21 protein-coding genes and 2 pseudogenes are annotated in these 24,535 nt (G+C 73.6%); 11 read left to right on the top strand and 12 right to left on the bottom strand.

The window, feature by feature from the left end; genetic code table 11:
* Positions 1–221 precede the first annotated feature (221 nt).
* From ACLGIH_RS03215 to ACLGIH_RS03200, 4 genes are all read left to right on the top strand, one after another.
* Entirely contained in the window at positions 222–2,465 is a 2,244-nt protein-coding gene (locus tag ACLGIH_RS03215; RefSeq protein ID WP_416523679.1) for a glycoside hydrolase family 9 protein, read from the top strand.
* Between the two features lie 93 nt (positions 2,466–2,558).
* Positions 2,559–2,804, top strand: coding sequence for a hypothetical protein (locus ACLGIH_RS03210; RefSeq protein ID WP_416523678.1), 246 nt, complete (start codon positions 2,559–2,561; stop codon positions 2,802–2,804).
* A gap of 2 nt (positions 2,805–2,806) precedes the next feature.
* Positions 2,807–3,184, top strand: a complete 378-nt coding sequence (locus tag ACLGIH_RS03205; protein ID WP_416523677.1) for a toxin Doc — start codon at positions 2,807–2,809, stop codon at positions 3,182–3,184.
* Positions 3,185–3,522: 338 nt separating this feature from the next.
* Positions 3,523–5,130, top strand: a complete 1,608-nt coding sequence (locus ACLGIH_RS03200) for an RICIN domain-containing protein (RefSeq protein WP_416523676.1) — start codon at positions 3,523–3,525, stop codon at positions 5,128–5,130.
* A 69-nt stretch (positions 5,131–5,199) separates the two neighbouring features.
* On the opposite strand, the gene ACLGIH_RS03195 is transcribed toward ACLGIH_RS03200, so the two are convergent.
* Positions 5,200–6,369 (bottom strand): lactate 2-monooxygenase, encoded by a 1,170-nt coding sequence (locus ACLGIH_RS03195; RefSeq protein ID WP_416523675.1) that lies wholly within the window; start codon positions 6,367–6,369, stop codon positions 5,200–5,202.
* Between the two features lie 323 nt (positions 6,370–6,692).
* On the opposite strand from ACLGIH_RS03195, the gene ACLGIH_RS03190 reads away from it, so the two are divergent.
* Positions 6,693–7,127, top strand: coding sequence for a protease inhibitor (locus ACLGIH_RS03190; RefSeq protein WP_416523674.1), 435 nt, complete (start codon positions 6,693–6,695; stop codon positions 7,125–7,127).
* A gap of 133 nt (positions 7,128–7,260) precedes the next feature.
* Here ACLGIH_RS03190 and ACLGIH_RS03185 read toward each other — a convergent pair whose 3' ends face one another.
* From ACLGIH_RS03185 to ACLGIH_RS03145, 9 genes are all read right to left on the bottom strand, one after another.
* Positions 7,261–7,500, bottom strand: coding sequence for a CDGSH iron-sulfur domain-containing protein (locus ACLGIH_RS03185; protein WP_416523673.1), 240 nt, complete (start codon positions 7,498–7,500; stop codon positions 7,261–7,263).
* Positions 7,481–8,152 carry a HemK2/MTQ2 family protein methyltransferase gene (locus ACLGIH_RS03180; RefSeq protein WP_416523672.1) on the bottom strand — a complete coding sequence of 224 codons (672 nt, stop codon included), beginning with the start codon at positions 8,150–8,152 and terminating at the stop codon, positions 7,481–7,483. The genes ACLGIH_RS03185 and ACLGIH_RS03180 overlap by 20 nt, the downstream gene beginning before the upstream one ends.
* Positions 8,153–8,171: 19 nt before the next feature.
* A complete protein-coding gene (locus ACLGIH_RS03175; protein ID WP_416523671.1) occupies positions 8,172–9,203 on the bottom strand; it encodes an iron-containing redox enzyme family protein in 1,032 nt (343 codons plus the stop codon).
* 26 nt (positions 9,204–9,229) lie between these two features.
* Positions 9,230–9,412, bottom strand: a complete 183-nt coding sequence (locus tag ACLGIH_RS03170) for a hypothetical protein (RefSeq protein ID WP_416523670.1) — start codon at positions 9,410–9,412, stop codon at positions 9,230–9,232.
* 52 nt (positions 9,413–9,464) lie between these two features.
* On the bottom strand, positions 9,465–10,472 hold the full coding sequence (locus tag ACLGIH_RS03165; RefSeq protein ID WP_416523669.1) for a Ppx/GppA family phosphatase: 1,008 nt from the start codon (positions 10,470–10,472) through the stop codon (positions 9,465–9,467).
* Positions 10,473–10,554: 82 nt separating this feature from the next.
* A complete protein-coding gene (locus ACLGIH_RS03160; RefSeq protein WP_416523668.1) occupies positions 10,555–13,410 on the bottom strand; it encodes an NHLP bacteriocin export ABC transporter permease/ATPase subunit in 2,856 nt (951 codons plus the stop codon).
* Between the two features lies 1 nt (position 13,411).
* Positions 13,412–15,634 carry an NHLP family bacteriocin export ABC transporter peptidase/permease/ATPase subunit gene (locus ACLGIH_RS03155; protein ID WP_416523667.1) on the bottom strand — a complete coding sequence of 741 codons (2,223 nt, stop codon included), beginning with the start codon at positions 15,632–15,634 and terminating at the stop codon, positions 13,412–13,414.
* Positions 15,631–16,434 carry an HlyD family efflux transporter periplasmic adaptor subunit gene (locus tag ACLGIH_RS03150; RefSeq protein WP_416523666.1) on the bottom strand — a complete coding sequence of 268 codons (804 nt, stop codon included), beginning with the start codon at positions 16,432–16,434 and terminating at the stop codon, positions 15,631–15,633. Before ACLGIH_RS03150 ends, ACLGIH_RS03155 begins: the two co-directional genes overlap by 4 nt.
* 90 nt (positions 16,435–16,524) lie before the next feature.
* Positions 16,525–16,740 carry a type A2 lantipeptide gene (locus ACLGIH_RS03145; RefSeq protein ID WP_416523665.1) on the bottom strand — a complete coding sequence of 72 codons (216 nt, stop codon included), beginning with the start codon at positions 16,738–16,740 and terminating at the stop codon, positions 16,525–16,527.
* 566 nt (positions 16,741–17,306) lie between these two features.
* On the opposite strand from ACLGIH_RS03145, the gene ACLGIH_RS03140 reads away from it, so the two are divergent.
* Entirely contained in the window at positions 17,307–18,530 is a 1,224-nt protein-coding gene (locus ACLGIH_RS03140) for a S1 family peptidase (protein ID WP_416523664.1), read from the top strand.
* Between the two features lie 238 nt (positions 18,531–18,768).
* On the opposite strand, the pseudogene ACLGIH_RS03135 reads toward ACLGIH_RS03140, so the two are convergent.
* Positions 18,769–19,244 (bottom strand): annotated as a pseudogene (locus tag ACLGIH_RS03135) (PP2C family protein-serine/threonine phosphatase); the annotation flags it as partial.
* A pseudogene (locus ACLGIH_RS03130) lies at positions 19,226–19,473 on the bottom strand (class III lanthionine synthetase LanKC N-terminal domain-containing protein); the annotation flags it as partial. The pseudogenes ACLGIH_RS03130 and ACLGIH_RS03135, both read right to left, overlap by 19 nt.
* 195 nt (positions 19,474–19,668) lie before the next feature.
* Between ACLGIH_RS03130 and ACLGIH_RS03125 the strand changes: the two are divergent.
* The 5 genes from ACLGIH_RS03125 (at position 19,669) to ACLGIH_RS03105 (ending at position 24,474) form a co-directional block, all read left to right on the top strand.
* Positions 19,669–22,113: a SpoIIE family protein phosphatase gene (locus ACLGIH_RS03125; RefSeq protein WP_416523663.1), complete on the top strand. Its 2,445-nt coding sequence runs from the start codon at positions 19,669–19,671 to the stop codon at positions 22,111–22,113.
* A gap of 86 nt (positions 22,114–22,199) precedes the next feature.
* Entirely contained in the window at positions 22,200–22,622 is a 423-nt protein-coding gene (locus ACLGIH_RS03120; RefSeq protein ID WP_416523662.1) for a CBS domain-containing protein, read from the top strand.
* Between the two features lie 109 nt (positions 22,623–22,731).
* Positions 22,732–22,920 (top strand): hypothetical protein, encoded by a 189-nt coding sequence (locus ACLGIH_RS03115; RefSeq protein WP_416523661.1) that lies wholly within the window; start codon positions 22,732–22,734, stop codon positions 22,918–22,920.
* 43 nt (positions 22,921–22,963) lie between these two features.
* Entirely contained in the window at positions 22,964–23,947 is a 984-nt protein-coding gene (gene rfbB, locus ACLGIH_RS03110) for a dTDP-glucose 4,6-dehydratase (protein WP_416523660.1), read from the top strand.
* 2 nt (positions 23,948–23,949) lie between these two features.
* Entirely contained in the window at positions 23,950–24,474 is a 525-nt protein-coding gene (locus tag ACLGIH_RS03105; RefSeq protein ID WP_416523659.1) for a metallophosphoesterase family protein, read from the top strand.
* Positions 24,475–24,535: the final 61 nt, after the last annotated feature.

Here is a 24,535-nt window from a genome sequence, read left to right as displayed (position 1 = left end):
CCCGGTGGTGACGGGCCCGACCGCGCGAGCGGCCCCGGGGCGCAGGACGGGGCGCCAGGGACCTGGAGACGCACGGAACCAGTCCGGAGACACACGGAACCAGTACCGTCCCGACCGTTGACGGAGTGTCATCCCTGCCACAAGCATGGCCCCGTCCAGTTTTTGGGAGCGCTCCCACGCCGAGCGCGCCCCCCCCCGCACCTCCCCCGAGGAGCCCAGACGTGCACAGACGCAGAACCGCCCTTCTCTCGCTGACCGCCCTGCTCGCGGCCGCGCTCACCGCGATGCCCGCCGCCCCGGCCGGCGCCGACGAGACGGAGCAGGTCAGGAACGGCACCTTCGACAACGGCACCGACTCCTGGTGGACGACGGGCAACATCACCGCGGCCCCGTCCGACGGCCGGCTCTGCGCCGACGTGCCCGGCGGCACCGCCGACCGCTGGGACGTGATCGTCGGCCAGAACGACATCGCCCTCGTGGCGGGGGAGTCGTACCGCTTCTCCTTCACCGCGAACGGCACGCCCGCCGACCACGTGGTCCGGGCGGTCGTGGGCCTGGCGGCGGCGCCCTACGACACCTACTACGAGGTCAGCCCGCAGCTCAGCGTCTCCGGCAACACCTACACGTACACCTTCACCGCACCCGCCGACACCGCCCAGGGCCAGGTCGCCTTCCAGCTCGGCGGCAGCGCCGGCGCCTGGCGCTTCTGCGTGGACGACGTGTCCCTGCTGGGCGGCGTGGCGCCCGAGCCGTACGAGCCGGACACCGGCCCCCGGGTCCGCGTCAACCAGGTCGCCTACCTGCCTTCCGGCCCCAAGAACGCCACCCTGGTCACCGACGCCACCGAGCGGCTGCCCTGGCGGCTGAAGAACGGTGACGGTCACGTCGTCGCACGCGGCTGGAGCCAGCCGCGCGGCGTGGACGTCTCCTCCGGGCAGAACGTCCACTCGATCGACTTCGGCCGCCACACCAGGCGCGGTGAGGGTTACACCCTGGTCGCCGACGGTGAGACCAGCCGCCCCTTCGACATCGGCACGCGCGCGTACCAGCGGCTGCGCACCGACGCCGCGAAGTTCTACTACACCCAGCGCAGCGGCATCGAGATACGGGGCGACCTGCGGCCGGGCTACGCCCGCCCCGCCGGGCACGTGGGCGTCGCGCCCAACCAGGGCGACACCGACGTCCCCTGCCAGCCGGGCGTGTGCGACTACCGGCTCGACGTCTCCGGCGGCTGGTACGACGCCGGCGACCACGGCAAGTACGTCGTCAACGGCGGCATCTCCGTGTGGGAGCTGCTGAGCACCTATGAACGCGCCCTGCACGCCCGCACCGGCGAGCCGTCGGCCTTCCGCGACGGCACCCTCGACATCCCGGAGAGCGGCAACAAGGTGCCCGACCTCCTCGACGAGGTCCGCTGGGAGCTGGAGTTCCTGCTGAAGATGCAGGTGCCCCAGGGAGAGCCGCTGGCCGGCATGGCCCACCACAAGATCCACGACGAGCAGTGGACCGGCCTGCCGCTGCTGCCCGACGACGACCCGCAGAAGCGCGAGCTGCACCCGCCGACCACCGCGGCCACCCTCAACCTCGCGGCCGCCGCGGCCCAGGCGGCCCGCCTCTACAAGCCCCACGACCCTCAGTTCGCGGCACAGGCGCTGCTGGCCGCGAAGCGGGCCTGGGCGGCGGCGCTCGCCCACCCCGACGTGTACGCCGACGAGAACGACGGCATCGGCGGCGGCGCCTACCCCGACCGGAACGTCGAGGACGAGTTCTACTGGGCGGCGGCCGAGCTGTACCTCACCACCGGCGAGCGGGAATTCCGCGACCACGTGCTCGGCTCCCCGGTGCACACCGCCGACATCTTCGGCCCGCTCGGCTTCGACTGGGCCCGCACCGCCGCGGCGGCCCGCCTCGACCTGGCGACGGTCCCGAACCGGCTCCCCGGCCGGGACAAGGTGCGCCGCTCGGTGGTCGAGGGAGCCGACCGCTACCTGGCCACGCTGCGGGCACACCCGTACGGCATGCCGTACGCCCCGGAGGACAACGTCTACGACTGGGGCTCCACCCACCAGGTGCTCAACAACGCCGTCGTCATCGCCACCGCGTACGACATCACCGGTGCCTCGAAGTACCGCGACGGCGCCGTGCAGAGCATGGACTACGTCCTGGGCCGCAATGCGCTGAACATCTCGTACGTCACCGGCTACGGCGAGGTCCACGCCCGCAACCAGCACAGCCGCTGGTACGCCCGGGCGCTCGACCCGGCGCTGCCCCAGCCGCCGGACGGATCGCTCTCCGGCGGCCCGAACTCCAGCATCCAGGACCCGGTGGCCCAGGCCAAGCTCCAGGGCTGCGTCGCCCAGTTCTGCTACCTCGACGACATCGAGTCCTGGTCGACCAACGAGATCACCGTCAACTGGAACGCGGCCCTGGCCCGGATGGCCGCCTTCGTGGCGGACCAGGGCTGAACCGGCACCGGACGCCCTTCCGCGGTACCGTTCGAATATGCATTTGACCTGGGAGTATTTACGGGTCAGTACCCGAGCGGTACCGTGGGAGGCATGCCAGCCCTGAACGTGGAGTTCAGCGACCGCGAGCTCGAGGACCTGCGGCAGATCGCCAAGGAACGCGGTACGTCGATGAAGGCTCTCGTCCGTGAGGCCGCCGCCGCCGACATAGCCCGGCACCGGGCGCTTCAGGAGGGCGCGGACGCGTTCCGCCGCTTTTTCCAGAGCCACGCCGACGAGTTCGCGGCCGCCTTCCCGGACGACGAACCGCCCAGCCGGGGCGAGGGGCGGGCCGCCTGAACATGGCACCGGCCATCCACATCGACGTGCCCTGGCTGCTCCAGCGCCACGAGGAGGTGCTGCCGGACCAGCCGACGGTCAACGACTTCTCCGCCCTGGTCGCCGCCGTCGCCCGGCACCGCGTCGACCCGCCTCGCCTCGGAGTCGACTCCGACCCCGCCTGGCGGGCCGCCGCCCTGCTGCACACGCTCGCCGTGCTCAAGCCCCTGCCGTCGGCCAACGCCCGGTTCGCCTGTGCGACGGCGGTGGCGTACATGTTCGTCAGCGGCGTCGGCATCGACCCGCCCTACGGCGCGCTCGTCGACCTCGCCCGCGATCTGATCTCCGGGAAGGCCGACGTCTACGGCGCGGCCGACCGGCTGCGCTCCTGGCAGATCTGAGACCGCCGGCCCCCCGGCCGTCGCGCAGAAGAGCCACTGTCCCGCGCAGGGCCTTTCGCACGGGCGCGTCGAAATACCGGATCTGACTTTCTTTCAAGAAACCCGGCGGGCCGCGCAAGTTGCCCGTGCGCCTTGTTGACCATGAGCCTTTGTGCCAGAGTGAGGCACCCGCGCGGGGGGTAACGGCCGGGTGTCGCACGCGCCTTGGAGAACCGGGTCAGAATCGCCGCGGCGAATTCGATCTCCCCGCGCAGCGTCCCCGAAGGTACGCACCAATTCGCGGTCCTTTTCGGACGGAGAACCTGTGTGCAACGCGCGCGTGGGAAGGAACCATCTCAGTGCCCACCCCCAACCCCCCTCGACCGCTCCATCCCCCGTCCGGCGGTGATCCCGGGGAGTCCGACGAGTTCCTCGCCGCCCGGCTCCGGGCCCGTCCGGAGAACGAGGCAGCCGAAGCCGTCGCGCTGCTGACCGCCCGGCACTGGCAGCCGGCGCACGACTACGCGACCGTCTGCCTCGCCTCGTCGGCCGACGTCGCCGCCATGGTCACCGCCGCCGCCTGCCACCGGGTCCTGGACCGGCTCGCCGAGGGCGAGTCGGCCACGGCCCTGCGCCCCCGGCTGCTGGTGGCCGTGCGGGACACGGTCCGCCAGTGGGCCGCCGACGACCGGATGACCACCGCCCTGCCCGAACTGCTCAAACCCGCCGGCGGCCGGGGCATGCGGGCCGCGAAGTCCCTGATACCGGAGAGCCGCACGCTGGCCGCGCGGGCATTCGCGTCCCTTCCTGCGCCGTCCCGTTGCCTGCTGTGGCACACCGAGGTCGAGGCCGAACCGATATCCGTGCCGGCCGGTCTGCTGGGCATGGACATCGACACGGCGTCGGCCGCACTCGGACAGGCCCGCGACACATTCCGGGACGGCTGTGTCCACGGCCATCGGCAACTCGCGCCGACGAAGGACTGCCGCTTCTACAACCGCCTCCTCGACGTTCCCATTCGCCGGGGCGGCAAACTGCTGCCCGATGTCAAGGACCATCTGACCCAGTGCCGGCACTGCCGCCACGCCGCCGAACAGCTCAGCCATTTCGACGGCGGGCTCGGGACCCTGCTCGCGGAGGCGGTGCTCGGCTGGGGCGCCCGCCGCTACCTCGACTCCCGTCCCGGACGGGCGGCGTCCCGCACGCGTTCCCAGGGCACCGCCCGGCACCGCGGCGGGCGGCCCGGGCTGCTGGCGCGGTTCCCCGTGCCCGCCCGCCGGGACCCGGGCGGCGGGCCGGTTCCGCCGAGGTCCGTCCGGTCGGTGCTCAGGGGGGTCGGCGCGGCCTCGGCCGGGGTGCTGGTGACCATGCTCGTGGTGAGCGTCTGGTCCTACGACGGCGGCGGCGCCGACCCGGCCGCCTCCACCAGCGCCGCCGACCGGGGCGGTACGCCCGACACTGCCACCCCGACGCCGCCCGCGGCCGTGTCGCCCACGGCCCCGGGCCGGACCCGGCTGCGCAACATCGACGCCGGTCTGTGCCTCGACGTCCGGGGCGAGCCCAGGGCGGGCGCGGGAGCCCGGCTGGCGGTGTGCTCCGAGTCCTGGACCCAGCAGTGGACGCACGAGGACGACGGGCGGCTGCGCAGCGTCGCCGACCCGGGGCTGTGCCTGGACTCGCACGCGGACGCGGGCGTCGTCATCCTCGGTACCTGCGCCGACGAGGGCACCGAGCGCGGCGACGACGTGCGCTACGACCAGACGGTCCAGGGCGAGCTGCTGCCCCGCTGGCAGGAGCAGCTGGCCCTCGCCGCCACCACCGACGCGCCGGACGCCGACATCGTCGTCAAGGTCCGTGACGGCTCCGGGGCACAGCGCTGGCGGACGGACCCGGTGGCGGACGGTTCCCCGACGATCGCCGGAACCGGATCCCGGCCCGCACCGCCGGTGCCGGTCTCGGGCGCCTGATCCGGGCGCGAGGGCGGCGCCGCCCGGCGGACCGTGTCACGGCGGCGGCGAGGACGTGCCCCCGGTCGGTCAGGCGGGCCCCTCCACGAGGTCGGCGGGGCCGGGCGTGGCCGGTGTGGCGTGCCCGGACAGGGCGAGGGTGAGGTCGAGTTCGGCGAGCAGGCACCGGATGACGTGCTCCACGCCCGGCTGCCCGTCCAGCCCGAGGCCGTAGACGTACGGCCGGCCGAGCAGGACCGCCTTCGCCCCGAGCGCGAGCGCCTTGAACACGTCGTCGCCGGTGCGTATGCCGCTGTCGAACAGGACGGTGAGCCGGTCGCCGACCGCGTCCACCACGCGGGGCAGCGCGTCGGCCGCCGCGACCGAACCGGCCACCTGCCGGCCGCCGTGGTTGGAGACCACCACGCCGTCCATCCCGGCGTCGGCCGCGCGCCGGGCGTCGTCCGGGTGCAGGACGCCCTTCAGCACGATCGGGCCGTCCCAGTTCTCGCGCAGGAACGCCAGATCCGGCCAGGTCTTGCCGGGGTCGGAGAACATGCCGACGAAGTGCATCACCGCCGCGTTCGGGTCCTCGTGCACCGGCTTGGCCAGGCCCGCCCGGAACGCCGGGTCGGAGAAGTAGTTGGCGGTGCCGACCCCGTGCAGGAACGGCAGGTACGCCTGGTCGAGATCGCGGGGGCGCCAGGACAGCAGCGGGGTGTCCAGCGTGACGAAGAGCGCGGTGTACCCGGCGCCCTTGGCCCGGTCCAGGAAGCTGCGGGTCACCTCCCGGTCCTTCGGCCAGTACAGCTGGAACCAGCGCTCGCCCTCGCCCATCGCCTCGGCGACCTGCTCCATGGGTGTGCTGGAGGCCGAGGACAGGATGTACGGCACGCCCTGCGCGGCGGCGGCCCGGGCGGCGGCCGGCTCGGCGTCCGGATGCATGATCGACAGCACGCCGACCGGTGCCAGTGCCAGCGGGGCGGGCAAGGGGCGGCCCAGCACCTCGACCGACAGGTCCCGCTCGTGCACGTCGCGCAGCATCCGGGGCACGATCCGGCGTCGCGCGAGCGCCGCCCGGTTGGCGCGGGCGGTGCTGCCGTCGCCCGCGCTGCCCGCGACGTATCCGACGGGGCCGGGGCCGAGCCGCTGCTCGGCGAGTTCCTCCAGGCGGGTCAGATCGGTGGGCAGCCGGGGCACGGCGCCCGTCATCCCGTTCAGGTAGATCTCGTACTGGAAGTCGGCCCAGTGCCCGGCCATCCGCACGCCCCGCCTCTCGTCGTCGAGTTCGCGTCGCCCCGACGATACTCGCGGGTAGGCGATCGGGAATGTTTCAGGCCTATTGCGGAACGCGTCAATCGCGCCATCCGGCCGGTCGAAGCGATCAAGAAGCGCCCGGTTGCGGCGTTGAAACGTTCGTATTCTGTAACTTCACGCCACTGATTCAATACGCAATGTTACCGAAACCCATGGGGTCGAGGTGTTTTTCGGCGGCGGACTCGGCAGACTCGCGCTCGCCGACCCCGGCACTGACCGAGCCGGGTCGGCGCACCCTCGAAATGGAAAGCGGAAGGATGCACACAATGCGGAACACCGCGCGCTGGGCAACCACCCTCGGCCTCGCGATCACGACCACCTGCGGCCCCCTCGCGGGTGCCGCCCTCGCCGGCCCGGGCAGCGCACCCGCGTCGCTCTACGCTCCCTCGGCCCTGGTGCTCACCGTGGGCCACGGCGAGAGCGCGGCGGAGGCCACCCCGATGCGCGCCGTCACCCTCAGCTGCGCTCCGACGGCTTCCGGCACCCATCCGGACCCCGAGCAGGCCTGCGCCGAACTGCGCGGTGCCGGGGCCGACCTGCACGCCCTGACGGCCCGGGACGACGTGATGTGCACCAAGGAGTACAACCCCGTCGTCGTCACCGTCGAGGGCGTCTGGCAGGGCCGGCGCGTCTCGGACGAGCGCACCTTTGCCAATCCCTGCGTGAAGAACGCGCACAGCGCGACCGTCTTCACGTTCTGAGGACCGGGACCGCACCGTGTGCCCGCGGCGTGACCGGCGGCTCGTTGCTGGGGAGTGCGAGCGCTGCCGCGGAGGTCTGCGGTCCCGTACCGGGGGCGGCGGGCGGAGTGGGGCCGCCCGCCGTTCCCCGGGATCAACCCCGTGGTGCCCGACCGTCGTCGGCACCACGGGTCCCGCCGGTCCTGGCCCGGTGGCTGGTGTCGCACCAGGGGAAGCGGCGGCTGCGCCGGCAGGTGCACAGGGCGACCCGGAAGCGGTCGGAGGACACCGTCGTGCCGTCCTCCAGCTCGACCTCCACCGGGCCCTCCACCAGCAGCGGCCCCCGGCGCCGGACGGTGATCCGGCGTGCGGCGTCAGATCGGTTGTTCGGCACGGACGACCACCAGCTCCTCGTTGTTCTCGGACGCGGACAGCAGACCCCGGCGGCGCAGCCAGTTCTCCCGGCCGCGCAGCACGGGACCGAACGCGATCCGCCGCCGCCGGACGACCGCGGCCTTCAGGCCGTTGGCCCGCAGCTGCGCGACGGTCCGCTCCGGGTCGCTGAGCGCGGACTGCACGAGCAGCAGCACGCCGCCCGGACGCAGCAGGGCGGGCACCTCGTCGCAGATCCGGTCCAGCAGCAGCCGCCCGTCCCGGCCCGCGTCCCACGCCCGGGCGGCACCACGGGGCCGGCCGCCGTCCCCCGGCGCCGGCACGTACGGCGGATTGGCCAGGACCAGATCGAAGGTCTCGCCCCGTACGGGGCCGAACAGGTTGCCGCGCCGGACGCGCAGCGGCAGCCCGGCCCGCACGGCATTGAGCCGGGCGGTCCACACCGCCCGCCAGGACACGTCCACCGCGGTCGCCCGGGCGCCGCGCCGCGCCGCCGCAAGGGCCAGCGCACCGGTACCGGTGCCCACGTCGAGGACGGCCGCGCCGGTTGGAAGGGACTCGTCGGACAGGGCACCGGCCAGCAGCTCGGTGTCCTCCTGAGGGGCGTAGACGCCCGGCAGCACCACGGGATTCACGGAACTCAAGTACCCCATCCGGCGAAATCAACCCTGGTCAGGACGGTGTGGCGGCGGGCTCCGGCAGCGGTGTGCGCAGCGACGAGCGGCCGGCCCGCCAGTCCTCCAGCAGCCGGGCGCCGAAGCGGTCCTCGACGAAGCCGGTGGCGTCCAGCCCGAACACCACGTCGGGCGCGAGGTGCGGCTCCTCCTCCAGCAGGCCGCCGATCACCTCGTGGCGCACGACCTGCTCGTGCACCGCGTCCGCCTCCACGTGCTCGTCGTAGAAGTGCTCGGCGGCCGGCCCGGCGCCGGTGCGGCGCATCGCCTCGGCGAGCCTGCGGGAACCCGGCGACGAGGTGATCTCCACCGCCGCGAAATGGCCCACCAGAGCGCCTCGCAGCCGGCGGTGCAGACCGAACAGGGACATCAGGTTCACCGTGGCCAGGCACTCCGCCCCGGTCGCCTCCAGGTACCGCCCGTACGTGGTGTCCAGCCCCAGGTCCGTCATCAGGTCGGCGAACAGCCGGGCGTGCACCCGGTCGGCGCGGCCGCCGCCGTACTCGTCGAACTCCACCGCCGCCATCCCCGCCTTCGCGCGGCCCCACAGCCGGGGCAGCACCCAGGCGTGCGGGTCGGCCTCCTTGAGGTGGTACAGCGATCGCTGGGCGGCGTACTCCCGCAGCTGCCACAGCTCGCCCTCGTCGCGCAGGAAGAAGGACACGCCCGTGCCGTCGACCGGCTCGACGAGCAGGTCGCCGAGGGCGTCCTCGACGCCGTCGTGGACCGGCACGTCGGCGCGGAGCGCGGACAGGAAGCGGTCCTCCAGCGCCGCCCGGGTGCGCAGCAGCTCGGGGTCCCATTCGCGGCCGGGGGAAACCCCGGCGAAGCCGCGGTAGTGCAGCTCGTAGCACAGGTAGAGGGCGAGCTGGAGGTCGTCGCCGTACGCGGGGGCGGCGGCGACGGACTCGGGGGCGGGCAGTGGTCCCGGGCCCCGCAGGTAATCCGCGACGGCCGCGGAGAGCGGGCCCCGGGCGGGCGGCAGCTGTGGTCCTGCGTGGTCGTGTTCCTCGTGTTCCTGGTGTTCCATGCGTCCCGGGTACCCGGGACCACCCGTCACTCCCTGCCGGACTGCTCCTGGGCTCCGACGTTCGGCGAGGTGGCGTCTCCGCCCTCGCCGCGGCGCGGGTCCTGCTCGTCCGACTCCGCCTCGCGGGGCTCGGAGTCCCGGATCTCCCGCAGGACCTCGTCGATGGCCGTCTCGGGTTCCTGGTGCTTGCGGTCGTCGTTGTCGGACACGGATGCCTCTCTCTCGTTCGGTGTCGGTCGGTCTCGTTCGGTGTCGGCCTGCTCACTTCCCGGTGGTCGCTATGCGCAGGGGCACCGGGGCCGGGGGAGCGGCGTCGTCGTGGCGGCGGGTGACCTCCGCCCACCAGGACGGGCCGTCCTCGATGTGCCGCAGCAGGACGCCCTCACGGATCGCCCAGGGGCAGATCGTCACGGTCTGCAGACCGGTCAGCTTCATCGCCGTGTGCCCGACCACCGCTCCGGCGAGGCTCTGGGCGGCCCGCGGCGCGGAGATGCCGGGCAGCCGGGCACGCTCGGCGGCGGGCAGGGCGGCCAGCCGGTCGATCGCCTCGCGCAGATCGGCGCAGTGCAACTCCCGCTGCACGAAGGGCCCGTGACGGCCGGGCGCGGCCCCGCACAGCCGGCCCAGCTGCTGGAAGGTGCGGGAGGTGGCCACGGCCGTCCGCGGGCCCTCCCAGCGGATCCGCGCCGCGACGTCCCGCAGCTGGTGGCGGACCCGGCGGCGCAGCGCCCGCACCTGTTCCGGCGGCGGGGGATCGTCGTCGCCGAAGAACTCGTGGGTGAGCCGGCCCGCCCCCAGCGGCAGCGAGGCCACGAAGTCGGGCAGCCGGCCGCGGCCGAAGGCGACCTCCAGCGAGCCGCCGCCGATGTCCAGCAGGGCGAGCGGCCCCGCCCGCCAGCCCATCCAGCGCCGGGCCCCGAGGAACGTCAGCTCGGCCTCCACCTCGCCCGGCAGGGTGCACAGGTCCACCCCCGTGCGGGCGCGCACGGTGCGCAGCACCTCGGGGCGGTTCGGGGCGGCCCGCACCACGGCCGTCGCGAAGGCCAGGGGAGGGGCCGCGCCCCAGCGGTCCGCCGTCCGGCTCGCGTCGGCCACCGCCTCGGCCAGCCGCTCGACGGCCTCCTCGGGGATGGGCGACCCCGGCTTGACCTGCTCCGACAACCGCAGCCGCCACTTCGCGGTGTGCACCGGCAGCGGCACTCCGCCGTCCGCGTCCGCCACCACCAGCCGGACCGTGTTCGATCCCACATCCACCACGCTGATCCGCATGCTGCGGCAAGTACCCAATTGCGGGCCGGATCAACGGCTGTGCGGGCTCAGGGGCCGACATCCGCCCCGGCAACGGCCGGTCTCAGGCCATCTGCCGGCGCACCAGCCCGTGCAGTCGGCCCCCGGTGTCCGCGAGCAGCTGCGCGGGCGGGCCCTGCTCGGTGATCCTGCCGTCCTCCATCACGATCACCCGGTCGGCGTCCAGCACCGTCGACAGCCGGTGCGCGATGACGACCCGGGTGGCGTTGAGGGCCTTCGTCGACTCGATCACCGTGCGCTGCGTCTCGTTGTCGAGGGCGCTGGTCGCCTCGTCGAAGAACAGGATGCGCGGCCTGCGGATCAGCGCCTGGGCGATCATCAGCCGCTGCCGCTGACCGCCGGAGATCGCCCCGTTGCCCGCGACGATGGTGTGCAGCCCCATCGGCATCCGCCGGATGTCCTCGGCGAGCCCCGCCAGCTCCGCCGCCGCCATCGCCTCCTCCGGCGTGTACGGCTCGGTGCCGCAGATCACGTCCAGGATCGAGCCGGTGAACGGCTGCGCGTGCTGGAGCACCACCCCGCACTGCCGGCGCACCGCCGACTGGTCCAGCGCCGCCAGGTCCTGCCCGTCGTACAGGACGCTGCCGGACAGCGGGCGGTCGAAGCCGATGAGCAGCCTGAGCAGCGTCGACTTGCCGCAGCCGCTGGGCCCGACCACGGCCACGAACTCGCCCGGCCGCACCTCGAACGACACGTCGTCCAGCACCAGCGGACCGTCGTCGGTGTACCGGAACGCCAGCCGCCGCGCCTCGATCGCCCCGGACAGCGGCCCTGGCCGGGTGCTCGCCGTGCGCACCTCGGGGGTCGCCTCCAGCACCGGCTTGATCTGCTCGAACAGCGGCAGCGCGGCCACCGCCGAGACGAACGCGCCGGTCAGCTGGGTGACCGAGGTCAGCAGCATGGTCACCGAGGTGTTGAAGGTCAGGAACGCCGCCGCCGACATCGACCCGCGCGCCGGGCCCGCCAGCAGCATGAACATCAGCAGGGTGCACAGCGGCAGGTAGACCGCGCCGAGCACCGCGTTGAGGTTCTTGATCCGCCCCACCCGCTGCTGGAGCTCACGGCCGCGCGCGAACCGCTCCGCCCAGGCCGCGTACGCGTAGTTCTCCGCCGCCGCCACCCGCAGCTTGGGCAGGCCGCGCAGCGTCTGGAACGCCTGGTTGTTCAGCTTGTTGGTGAGCACCACCAGCCGTCGCTGCCAGCGCACCTGCCACAGCCCGAGCCCGAGGAACACACCGGCGACGACGACCAGCATGCCGATCGCCGCGAGCGCCATCGGCACGCTGAACCACAGCAGCAGACCCAGGTTCATCGCCCCGACCGTCACCGACTGGGCCACCGTCGGGCCGACCCCGGCCAGCAGCCGGCGGATCTGGCTGATGCCCATGGCCGCGCTCGCCAGCTCGCCGGTGGACCGCTCGGTGAAGAACCTCGTCGGCAACCGCAGCAGCCGGTCCCACACCGCGGGCTGGAGCGTGGCCTCGATCCGGCCCTCCAGACGCAGGATGGTCAGGTTCTGCAACAGCATGAAGGCCGCCGCCACCACGCTGCTGAGCATCACCGCCAGGCAGACCTGAACGATCAGCCCGGTCTGCGCCGTCGGCACGAACTCGCCGAGCACCTTGCCGGTGGCGATCGGCACCAGCGCCCCGATCGCCACCGTCACCAACCCGCTCAGCAGCAGGTTCGTCAGATCACCGCGGGTGCCCCGCAGACAGAACCGCAACAGCCGCAGCGGACCGAGCCGCCGCTCGGGCAGCGGCCGGTAGAACATCACCGCTCGCGGCTCGAACTCCCCGGCGTTCGCCTTCTCCACCGGAGTCTCCCGGCCGGTCGACGGATGCACGGCCACATAGCCGCCGCGCCGCCACAGCAGTGCCACCGGCGCCCCGGACAGCGCCCGGTGACCGACCAGCGGGCCGACGTTCTCCCGCCACCAGCGGCCGTCCAGGCGCACCGCCCGGGTGCGCAGCCGGGAGGCCAGCGCGATCCGCTCCACCGGGTCGAGCCGGTCGCTCTCCGTGGCGCTCTGCGCGGGCTCCGCGAGCGCGATCCCGGCCGCCTGCGCGACCAGCTTGCAGGCCGCGTAGGTGGCGTCCGCGTCGGCGCCCGTCGACCGCCGGTCCGGCCGCTTCCCGATGGACGCCAGCAGCGTCCGGTCGGCCTGGGCGCGCACCGCCTCGCCGGCCCTGATACCGGCCGCGGTGCGGGTCTCGTGGGTCTGCTCCAGCTGCTCGATCCAGCGGTCCAGCGTGGTCAGCAGGCGGTACTGCTGGTCGACCATGCTCTGCCACAGCGCCGGGTCCATCAGCAGGTCGGCGGCGGCCTCGGCGCCGTACAGCGAGCCGTACTGCACGCTGCCCGGCGGCACCTGCATCCAGAACACGTCGTCGTCGTCCCCGGGCGCCGCCGCCCCCTCGGTCGCCATCGGCGCCTGGAACAGGATGGACAGGCTGCGTCCGACGCCCAGCGCGAGGGCGTACTCCAGCGGGCTCGTCGTCGGCGGCACGTACTGGGGGTTGCCGTACGCGTCGTACGACCACGTCTGCGTGCTCGCCGGCTGGTACAGCTCGCGCAGCCCGATGCGGTGTACCACGCAGTCCCGCAACGGCCGGGCGACCAGCGTGTGCTGGGGGCCGGTGACCGGGCCGAGCAGCAGCGAGCCCGCCTCCAGCCGGCCGAGGTGGTGCCAGTGGCCCTGCTGCGCGGCGTCCACCGCGAACAGGTCCACCGCGCCCGACGCCACCAGCCACAGCACCTGCGGACCCTCCAGGTCCAGGCGGCTGAACCCGGCGCAGTCGACCGGCGTGCCGAGCGCGCCGAGCGCACCGAGGACGAGGTCGCCCTCGGGTACGGAGCCCTGCCCGGGCAGGGCGCCCCCTTCGTGTACGGAGGTCATCTCACCGCTCCCTGACCAGCGCCGCGTACGCGCCGCCGCGCGCCACCAGCTCCTCGTGCCGCCCGCGCTCCACGACCGTGCCGTGTTCGAGCACGACGATCTCGTCGCTGTCCCGCACGGTGCTCAGCCGGTGCGCGATCACCACACAGGCGCAGCCTCGCCTGCGCAGGTTGTCCATCACCACCAGCTCGGTCTCCGCGTCCAGGGCGCTGGTCACCTCGTCGAGGACGAGGATGCTGGGCCGGCGCACCAGCGCCCGGGCGATCTCCAGCCGCTGGCGCTGCCCGCCGGAGAAGTTCCGGCCGTCCTGCTCGACCCGGCTGTGGATGCCGCCGGGACGGCGCATGACCACGTCGTGGAGCGCCGCGTCGCGCAGGGCGTCGACCACGGCGTCGTCCGGGACGGACGGGTCCCACAGCGCCACGTTGTCCCGGACGGTGCCCTCGAACAGGAACAGTTCCTGGTCGACGAAGGACACCGAGGCCGCCAGTGCCCCGCGCGGAATGTCCTCCAGGCGCTGCCCGTCGATGTGGATCACGCCCTCCCACGGCGCGTACAGGCCCGAGATCAGCCGGGACACGGTGGACTTGCCGCTGCCGGAGCCGCCGACCAGCGCCACCTGCTGCCCGGGGCCGACGGTCAGGTCGAAGCCGGTGAGCAGCGGCTTGTCGAGCGGGTTGTAGCCGAAGGAGACGTTCTGCAGCTCGACGTGGCCGTGCAGGCGGCGGGTGGAGTCACCGGCGCCGGGGCGGCCGTAGAGCGGATCGGCGCGGAAGTTCTCCACGTCCTTCAGCCGGGCCACGTCGGCCGCGAAGTCCTGGATGCGGCCCGCGACACCGTTCAGCCGGGTCAGCGGGGCGGTGAAGCGGGCCACCAGCGCCTGGAAGGCGACGAGCAGACCGACGGAGATATGGCCCTCCACCGCCCGCATCCCGCCGATCCACAGGATCAGCGCGCTGTTCAGCGTCGCGAGTGTCGGTGCGACCACGCCCAGCCAGGCCGTCGGCACCCCGAGCCGCTGCTGCTCCTCCAGCGTCGTCGCGTGCTGGCCCGCCCACTTGCGGAAGTAGCCGTCCTCGCCGCCGGTCGCCTTCATCGTCTCGATCAGCTGCAGGCCGGTGTACGCCGTGTTGGTCAGCCGGGCGGTGTCCGCGCGCAGCTTCGCCGTACGGGTCGCCCGCAGCCGGACGACGACCCGCATCGCCACGATGTTCAGCAGCGCCACGCCGATGCCGACGAAGGTGAGCTGCGGGTCGTAGGTGTACAGCAGCAGCGCGTAGAGCACGACGACCACGGCGTCCACGCCCGCCGCCGCCAGGTCACGGGCCAGCGTCTCGGCCACGGCGTCGTTGGACTGCAGCCGCTGCACCAGGTCGGCGGGGCTGCGCTGGCTGAAGAACGTCACCGGCAGCCGCAGCAGATGGCGCAGGAAGCGGGCACTGGACAGGGTGGAGGAGATCAGCCTGCCGTGCAGCAGGTTCGCCTGTTGCAGCCAGGTCAGCACGACCGTGAGCAGCACGCACGCCGCCATCGACGCGAACAGCACGCCCAGCAGCGAGGTCTGCCCCCCGATCAGGAACATGTCGATGTAGGTGCGGCTGAGCGCGGGCACCGCCGCGCCGACCAGCACCAGCAGCAGGCTCGCCAGCATCGCGGCCGGCATGGTGCCCGCCGTGCCGCGCAGCCGGGCCGGCATCGCGCCGAGCACGCCCGGCTTGCGCCCGCCCCGGGTGAAGTCCTCGCCGGGCTCCATGGTGAGGACGACGCCGGTGAAGGAGCCGTCGAAGTCCTCCAGCGGCACGAACCGGCGGCCCTTGCCGGGGTCGTTGACGAACACCCCGCGGCGGCCGAAGCGGCGGCCCATGCCGTCGTAGACGACGTAGTGGTTGAACTCCCAGAAGAGGATGGCCGGCGCCGTCACCCCGGCGAGTGCGGCCAGGTCCATCTGCATGCCCTTGGCGGTCAGGCCGTAGCTCCGGGCCGCCTTCAGCAGATTGCTGGCGCGGGAGCCGTCGCGGGAGACACCGCAGGCGATGCGCAGTTCCTCCAGCGGGACGTGCCGGCCGTAGTGGCCGAGCACCATGGCGAGGGAGGCGGCGCCGCACTCGACCGCCTCCATCTGGAGCACGGTGGGCGTGCGGACCGCCCTGGCCCGGGACTTCGGGACGGTGCGCTTCGGCGGGGCGGCGCGGCGTCTGCCCCGGGTCTCCCGTGCGGTGCTCACGGCAGCAGCCAGTCGAGGGGGCGCTGTTCGGCCAGCCGGATCGAGCCGGTGGCCAGGGTCATCGAGGACAGCGCGAACGGCGGCCCGTCCGCGGTCGACCACGCGTACCCGCTCTCGGTGTCCGACGTCGCCAGCTCGACGGTCACCGCCACCGGCCTGCCCCCCTCGGTGAACTGCTCGCCGAGCTGCTGGTCGCCGAGGAACGCGGCGATCTGCTGCGCCGACTGCGCCGTGCGGTCCACCGACTTCACCTCGCCGTGCAGCACGCCGTACTCCTGGCTGGGCACCGACTGCACGGTCAGGTCCACGGAGGCGTGCGGCGGAATCGACGCGGCGCTCTCGGCGGGCACGTACACCGTGGCGTACAGCGGGGCGTCGGCGTCGGCGACCTTCTCCACGGCGGCGACGTTCGCGCCGGTCCGCACGATCTGGCCGACGGTCGCGGCGAGCGCGCTGACCCGGCCCGCGTCGACCGTGCGGACGACGGTCTCGCCCTCGGCGGTACGGACCTTCAGCACCGGGGCGTCGGCGGGCAGCCGCTGGCCCTGCTTCGCGAGCACGGCGGTGACCTGCCCGGCGACGGGGCTCTGCAGGAGGTAACTGCCCTGCCCGTGCGTGAGGATGGCAGGCGCGCCGATCGTGGAGGTCACCGAACCGGTCACCGCCCACACGGACGCGGCGGCCATCGCGAGCACGGTCATGGACAGCACCAGCCAGCCCTGGGGGCGGGCGAAGCGCACGGGGAGATCCAGCTCCTCCGGCGACTGGAGCTTGGCGAGGGCCTGTTGGCGGAACTGCACGGCAGACGGTCCAGAGGGTTCCGAAGGGAAACGGCCGAAAGTCCCGGAGCCGTCAGGCGACCCCGGGACTTCAGCGGCACGACGGTGCGATCAGAGACCGGCGACCAGGTTGGTGACCGGAGCGGTGTTCAGGCCGGTGACGCCCTCCACGGTGCCGACGGCGGTGTTCACCAGACCGGAGACCGGGGCAACGTCGTCCAGGGCGCCGGTGACGGTGCCCACGGCGTTCACGGAGAGACCGCCGGAGACGTTGTCCAGCTCGGCGTCGGAGATCTCGACGGTCTCGACCTGGGGGGTGGAGTTCATGATGGAACTTCCCTTCGTATAGCCATTTCACAAGGGGGGAGCGGCCCCCTCTGGGGACAGATGACGGCCGCGGCCGCGGGCGCCGGGTGCCCGTCTCCGGAGCCGTCCGCGGCCCCCGCGGTGCGATGGATCAAAGCACGCGGCGGCATCGCCCTTCCAATCAACCATCCCCTCCCACCTGGGCACTTGCGTCGCCCAGGCAACCAACCGTGCAGGACTGGGCACGCCTTCGTGGCGACTTCTTCACATGCCGTGCGGCATCGGCCCGTCCGGCCCCTTGCCCGCGCGGCGGCGAATCCGGCACTCCCGCCCCAAAGGCGTGCGCGGCGGCCGGGGCGTGTGCAGATCCGTCGACGCCGGTGACCGGGTTGGGCATTCGATGTGCAGATTCGCTGAAGCCAGGATTCCGTTCCGTGCTCGGAACAGACCGTGATCGATCGATTACGACTGGTGCGGCGAGGGTCGGATTGAACGCCCCACCCGGCCCGTGCGTACCAACAGCCAGCCAGGCGCCCCGAATTGCCGCCGACCGGCGGCACGGACCCCGTCCCAGGAGGTCGAGAAGGTTGAGTCACAAGCGAATTCCGAAGCGCAGGGCCGCGATCGCGGCGGGCGGCGTGGTGGCGCTCGGCGCGGCCGCGATCCTGCTCCCCCAGGCCGGCGCCTCGCAGCACGGCGCCACGGAGGACACCGCCACGGCGCCGCGGACGCTGAAGGCGGTGGACGCCTCGGATCTCGCCTCGCAGCTCGCCGGCCTGCTCGGCGACGCCTTCGCCGGTTCCTACTACGACGCCGCCGACCGGCAGCTCGTGGTCAACGTCGTACCCGGCGACAACAACCAGGTGATCGTGCAGGCCAAGAAGGCGGGCGCACAGGTCCGCGAGGTCGACAACAGCATGGCCGAACTGAAGGCCGGCGCGCAGACCCTGAAGTCCGGGGCGACCATCCCGGGCACCTCATGGGCCATCGACCCGCGCACCAACAAGCTCCTGGTGACCGCCGACTCCACCGTCACCGGCGCCAGGTGGGACCAGCTGGAGTCCACCGTCCGGGAACTCGGCACCGGCATGGCCACCATCAAGAAGTCCGCCGGCACCTTCAAGACGTTCGTCTCCGGCGGCGACGCCGTCTTCGGCGGCGGCGCCCGCTGCTCCCTCGGCTTCAACGTCACCGCGAGCGACGGCTCCCCGGCCTTCCTGACCGCCGGGCACTGCACGGCCGCGGCCCGGCAGTGGTCGGACGCGCAGGGCGGTGCGCCGATCGGCACCGTCGAGCAGTCGGTCTTCCCCGGCGAGGGCGACTTCGGGCTCGTGACCTACGACGACCCGGCCACCGAGGCGCCCAGTGAGGTCGACCTCGGCGACCAGAGGGTCCCGATCACCGGGGCCGCCGAGGCCACGGTCGGCCAGCAGGTGTTCCGGATGGGCAGCACCACCGGGCTCGACGACGGGCGGGTGCTGGGGCTCGACGCCACCGTGAACTATCCGGAGGGCACCGTCACCGGTCTCATCCAGACCGACGTGTGCGCCGAGCCCGGGGACAGCGGCGGCTCGCTGTTCACCCAGGACGGCCTCGCGATCGGCCTGACCTCCGGTGGCAGCGGCGACTGCACCGTCGGCGGCGAGACGTTCTTCCAGCCGGTCACCACCGCGCTGGAGGCGGTCGGCGCCACGCTCGGCACCGGCGGCGCGGCCGGTGCCGGTGACGCGGGCGAGCAGGCGGGCGGCGAGCAGGCCGGCGGTGACGGGGCCGACGCGGGTGACGACACCGGCCTGGCGCAGACCCACTGACGGCGGGGGCGGACCGGGCGCCGCCCGCACCCGCACGCCACCCCGGTGCGGTACTCACGCCGGTGACCGGCTCTCGGCTCGGTGCCCGGTCGCGCACACCAGGTTCGCGCACACCACGTTCGCGCTCTCCACACGAGGGCTGGGCGCCGCCCCGGCACCCGCACCTGTCACCGGCCCCGTGGACAGGTCCGGCCCTCCGGGGGAGGGCCGGACCACCGTGCCGGGGGAGGCGGCCGTGTCACACGGCCCGCGCCCGGAGCAGCAGTAGCGCGATGTCGTCGAGCCGCTCCTCCGCGTCCGCCACGTGCTGGACCAGGCGGTCGGCGAGCGCGTCCAGCGGCAGGTCCCCGGCCTCGCCCAGTCGCCGGCCCAGGGCGGCGAGGGCCTCCTCGAAGTCCACCCCCGGGGGACTCCACCAGGCCGTCGGTGTACAGGGCGAGCAGCGAACCGGGAGGCAGGTCGACCCGCGTGGTCGGGTACCCGGCGGCGGCGTCGATGCCCAGCAGCCGGACCGCCGGCCAGGTCCAGCACGCGTACCCGCCCGTCGGGCCGGCGCAGCAGCGGCGGCGGGTGGCCGGCACGGGCCATCACGGCGCACCTCTGCGCCGGATCGAGCCGCAGGTACAGACAACTGGCGAACAGCTCGCTGTCGAGGTCGATGAGCATCCGGTCGGTGCTGCGCATGATCTCCTCGGGCGCCTGCCCGACCGCCGTGTGGCCGAGGCGTGGATCTTCCAGCCCTGAGCCGGGCCCGGCAGCGGGTCCCCGTCCGGACCGAGCGGTGTCATGGTCAGCCAGTCCCCGGTGCGCGCCGCCTCCCAGCCGTCCGGCACCGCGCGGCGGGCCGCCTCGAACCGGCGTCCGGCCCCTCGCCGGCCGGCCGGTCCGGCGTCTCGTAGAAGTGCCGGTCGGCGAGCGCGTACACCTCGTACCGCTTGTCCATGCGTGTCCCCCTCCCTGGGCGACTACGAGCCTTCCAGCCGACCGGCGGCCCCCGACAGTCACGCATGTCACGAGGAGACCATGCGCAACTCATGCGTCAAGACATGTTCGATTGCCTTCGAATCCCCGGGCGCCGCCGGACCCGCCGGACGCCGCAGGGGCTGCGCAGTCGTCCCATACGCGCTGTAATGGCGGCGTGGTCGGTGAGGGCGCTGCGGAGCGAGGAGCGAGACCGCTGCGCGCCGAGGCCGTCCTCAGGGCGGTCACGTCCGGTCCGGACGCCGCCGAGCGGACGCGCCGCACCCTCGAACAGGCCCTCGTCTTCGCCGGTGCCGCCTTCGCCGCCGTCTACGCGCCGGGCCAGGACCGCGAGCTGCTGTGCCTGGTGGAGTCCGCCGGCGTGCCGCGCAGGCTGTACGGCGTGCGGGACGTCTACACCGCGTCGGGCGGTTCCCCGGTCGCCGAGGCCCGCCGTACCAAGAGCCCGGTGTGGCTGTGCCCCGACGAACTCGCCGGCAGCGCGGAGTCGCGACGCGTGCCGTCGGGCGGCTTCTTCCTGGCGGCGCTGCCGGTGCCCGGGGACGGCGGCTGCCTGCTCGCCGTCACCGAGCACCCGGGCGGCTTCGACCCCGACGACCGCGGCTGCCTGGAGCTGATCGCCGAGGCCGTCACCTGGCCCGCCCCGGGCGTGGCCGCCGAGGGCGCGGAGCTGCCGCCGGACGCGTTCGGCCTCGCCATGGACACCGGCCGGGTCGAGGTCGGCGACGACGTCCTGCGCCTGTTCGGCCTCGGCCCGGCCGGCTTCGACGGCAGGGTGGAGACCCTGCTCGGCCTGGCCGTGCCGGAGGACCTGCCCTCGCTGATGTCCGTGGTGGAGCCCGACCACATGTCCATCGGCGACCGGGTGCTGGAGTTCCGGGTGCTGCGGCCCGACGGACCGCCGAGGTGGCTCCGGCTGCGCGGACGGCTGCTGCCCGGCGGGGAGGGACGGCCGGCCCGGCTGGTCGGCACCGTCGCCGACGCCTCCACCCTGCGGCCCGACGTCACCGACGTGGCCCGGGTGCAGCGCCTGGCCGCCGCGCTGGCCACCGCGAGCACCGTCCGCGACGTCAGCCACGCCGTGGTCGCCGCGCTGCGCGCACCGCTGCGCGCCGACCGGATCGCGCTGGCCGAGCTGGAGAACGACCGGCTCGTCGTCACCGTCCTGGACCCGCCCGAGCCCGATGCCTGGCCCGAGCTGTGGCGGCTGGAGTGGCGCACCGAGTGGCCCGACGCGCCGGTGCGGGCCATGCCGACGCTCGCCGCCGCGCTGCGCGAGGGCCGCGCCCGGATCTGGCCGGCCGGCACCGGCGGCCTGGAACCCGCCCTCGCCGACGTCGGACCCGGCGGCCTCGCCGTCCTCCCGCTGCCCGCCGGCGGACGCATGACCGGCGTCTGTCTGATCGGCTGGGACGGCCCGCACGACTTCGGCCCCGACGAACGCGCCCTGCTCACCGCCTCCGCCGGTCTGGCCGGGCAGGCCCTGCTGCGCGCGCACGCTTTCGACGCCGAGCACGAACTCGTCGGCATGCTCCAGCGCCAGCTGCTGCCCCGCCGCCTGCCCAGGCTGCCCGGCGCGGTGGCCGTCGCCCGCTACCTGCCCAGCACGGCCGGGCTGGAGCTGGGCGGCGACTGGTACGACGTGATCCCGCTGCCCGACAACCACGTCGCCCTGATCATCGGCGACGTCCAGGGCCACAGCGCCGGCGCCGCCACCCTGATGGGCCAGATGCGCACCGCCCTGCGCGCCTACGCCGTCGAGGGCCACCCGCCGGACGTGGTGGTCTCCCACGCCAACCGGCTGCTGGCGGACATGGAGACCGACCTCTTCGCCACCTGCGCCTACGTCGAACTCGACATGGAGGAGGGCTTCGCCTGGTGCGTGCGGGCCGGACATCTGCCGCCGGTGCTGCGCCACCCGGACGGCCGCACGGAGATCGCGGAGGCGGAGGGCGGCCCGCCGCTCGGCGTGCTCGCCCAGGCCGACTTCCCGATGAGCCCGCTCAGGCTCCAGCCCGGCACGCTGCTCGCCCTGACCACCGACGGCCTGGTCGAGTCCGCCGACGCCGACATCGACGAGGGCATGGACCGGTTCGCCCACACGCTCGCCGCCTGCGACCCCGGCCACCCGGGACTCGTCGCCGACGCCCTCCTCGGCAACGCCCGCCGCAGCGACGACGTCGCCCTGCTGCTGGTGCGCTACGACGGCATGACCCTGCGGCCGCTGCGCGAGAGCTGGACGGTCTGGCGGGTCCCCGAGGCCGTGTCCCACGCCCGCCGCTTCACCCGCCGCACCCTGCGCACCTGGGGCGTACCCGCGGACGACGTCGACACCGTCCTGCTGGTCGTGTCCGAACTGGTCACCAACGCGCTCGTGCACACCGACGGCAAGGTCCGCCTGGACCTGACCCTGGTCGGCGGCCGGATGCGGATCGCCGTCGCCGACGCCTCGCCGCGCAGCCCCGCCAAGCCGACGAGCATCGGCTGGGAGGCCACCGGCGGCCGGGGCATCCTCCTCGTCGAGGCGGTGTCCGCGGCGTGGGGGACGCTGCCGGTCAGCGGCGGCAAGCAGGTCTGGAGCGAGATCCCGCTGGACGGCTGAACGGCCCGGCGACGGGCAGGTGACATGCCGCGCCGCCGGGTTACCCGGCAGGTGAACCTGACGAGGACCCGTGAGGGAGGTACGCCATGACCCAGTACGTGCGCGACATCATGACCGGCGACCCGGTGACCGTCGAACCGCAGACGTCGGTGCACGCGGTCGCCCGCATCATGCGCGACCAGGACCTCGGCGCCGTCCTGGTGACCGACGGCGACGAGCTGCGCGGCCTGGTCACCGACCGCGACCTGGTCATCCGCTCCCTCGCGGACGGCGGCGACGTGGACCAGATCACGGTGGCCGGCGCCTGCAGCGACGACGTGGTGACCGTGCGGCCCGACGAGGACCTGGACCACGCGATCCGGCTGATGCGCGAGCACGCCGTGCGCCGCATCCCGGTCGTCGACGAGGAGCAGCACCCCGTGGGCATCGTCTCCCTGGGCGACACGGCCATGGAGCGCGACCCGGAGTCGGCGCTGGGCGACATCAGCGTGGCCCGGCCCAACACCTGAGATCCCCGGGCGGCGTTTGACGGGGACGCCGCCCGGGAACCCGGTCGTCCGCGCGGCACGAGGGACCGCGCGTGCGGGGACCGACAACCGAGCTGGAAACAGAAGGAAGATGAGTTCCGTGATCACGGACGCCAGTGAGAAACCCGTCGCACGCCGCCCGGAGACGGGCTGGTCCGAGGCCCGCCGACTGCGCGGCAAGAGCGTTCTGCGGACCTGGGTCCCGGCCGTCGAGGACGGCAGCGCCCCGCGCACGGCCCGGCCGGAGCCGGAGCCGAACATCGTCCGCGGCGAGGACTGACCCCCGCGGGCCACCGCCACGCCGGTGCAGGGAGGATCGGAGCATGAACCTCCTGGTCACCGGCGGTGCCGGTTTCATAGGCTCCCGCTACGTCAGGATGCTGCTCGCCTCCGGCCCGCCGGCGGCGCCGCGCATCACGGTGCTGGACAAGCTCACGTACGCGGGCACCCTCGACAACCTGGGGCCCGGCCATCCGAGGCTGGAGTTCATCCACGGCGACATCTGCGACGCCGAGCGGGTCGACAAGGCGATGGCCGGGACGGACGAGGTGGTGCACTTCGCCGCCGAGTCGCACGTCGACCGCTCGATCCGCACGGCCGCCGACTTCGCCCGCACCAACGTCGTGGGTACCCAGACCCTGCTGGACGCGGCCGTCCGCCACGGCGTGCGCACCTTCGTGCACATCTCCACCGACGAGGTATATGGCCCGGTCGGCTCCGGCTCGGCCGACGAGGAGTGGCCGCTGCGCCCCAGCTCGCCGTACGCCGCCTCCAAGGCCTCCGCCGACCTGCTCGCCCTCGCCCAGCACCGCACCCACGGCCTGGACGTGCGGATCACCCGGTGCTCCAACAACTACGGCCCGCACCAGTTCCCCGAGAAAATCGTCCCGCTCTTCGTCACCCACCTGCTCGACGGTCGCCGGGTGCCGCTGTACGGCGAGGGACTCAACGTCCGCGACTGGCTGCACGTCGACGACCACTGCCGCGGCATCGAGCTGGTGCGCACCCGGGGCCGGGCCGGCGAGGTGTACAACATCGGCGGCGGCACCGAGCTGACCAACCGGGAGCTGACCGGCCTGCTCCTCCGGGCCTGCGGCGCCGGCTGGGAGCGCGTCGACCACGTCGAGGACCGCAAGGGCCACGACCTGCGCTACTCGGTCGACTGGAGCAAGGCCCGCGACGAACTGGGCTACCGCCCGCGCCAGGACTTCGCCGCCGGGCTCGCCGCGACCGTCGCCTGGTACCGCGACCACCGCGCCTGGTGGGAGCCGCTGAAACGGCGGGTCGACAGCGGCCCCGGGAGGTGACCGTGCGTCTGCTGCTCATGTCCGACACCCATCTGCCGAAGCGCGCCAAGGAGTTGCCGGCCCCGCTGCTGGCCGAGGTGCCGCACGCGGACGTCGTCGTGCACGCCGGGGACTGGGTCGACACGGCCACCCTGGACCTGCTGGAGTGCCACAGCCGGCGGCTGGTCGCCGTGTACGGCAACAACGACGGGCCGGACCTGCGTGCCCGGCTGCCCGAGGTGGCGTACGCCGATCTCGGCGGCCTGCGGTTCGGCGTGGTCCACGAAACCGGCCCCGCCAAGGGCCGGGAGGCCCGCTGCGCGGCCCGCTTCCCCGAGCTGGACGTGCTGGTCTTCGGGCACAGCCACATCCCCTGGGACACCACCGCCGGCACCGGGCTGCGGCTGCTCAACCCCGGCTCCCCGACCGACCGCCGGCGCCAGCCGTACTGCACGTACCTGACCGCGACCGCCGCCGACGGCCGGCTCACGGACGTCGAGCTGCACCGGCTGCCGCCGCGCACCCGCGCACAGGTGGTCGAGCGTTAATCCGTTGCCGTGCCCCGGCCCGGCCTGCTGCACTGCGGGTGACCCGTCACCGAACCACCAG

This window comes from Streptomyces hamibioticus (assembly GCF_047946815.1).
Lineage (GTDB): Bacteria > Actinomycetota > Actinomycetes > Streptomycetales > Streptomycetaceae > Streptomyces.
Note: the sequence above shows the minus strand (reverse complement) of the source record. Positions and strands in the feature narration are given on the sequence as shown.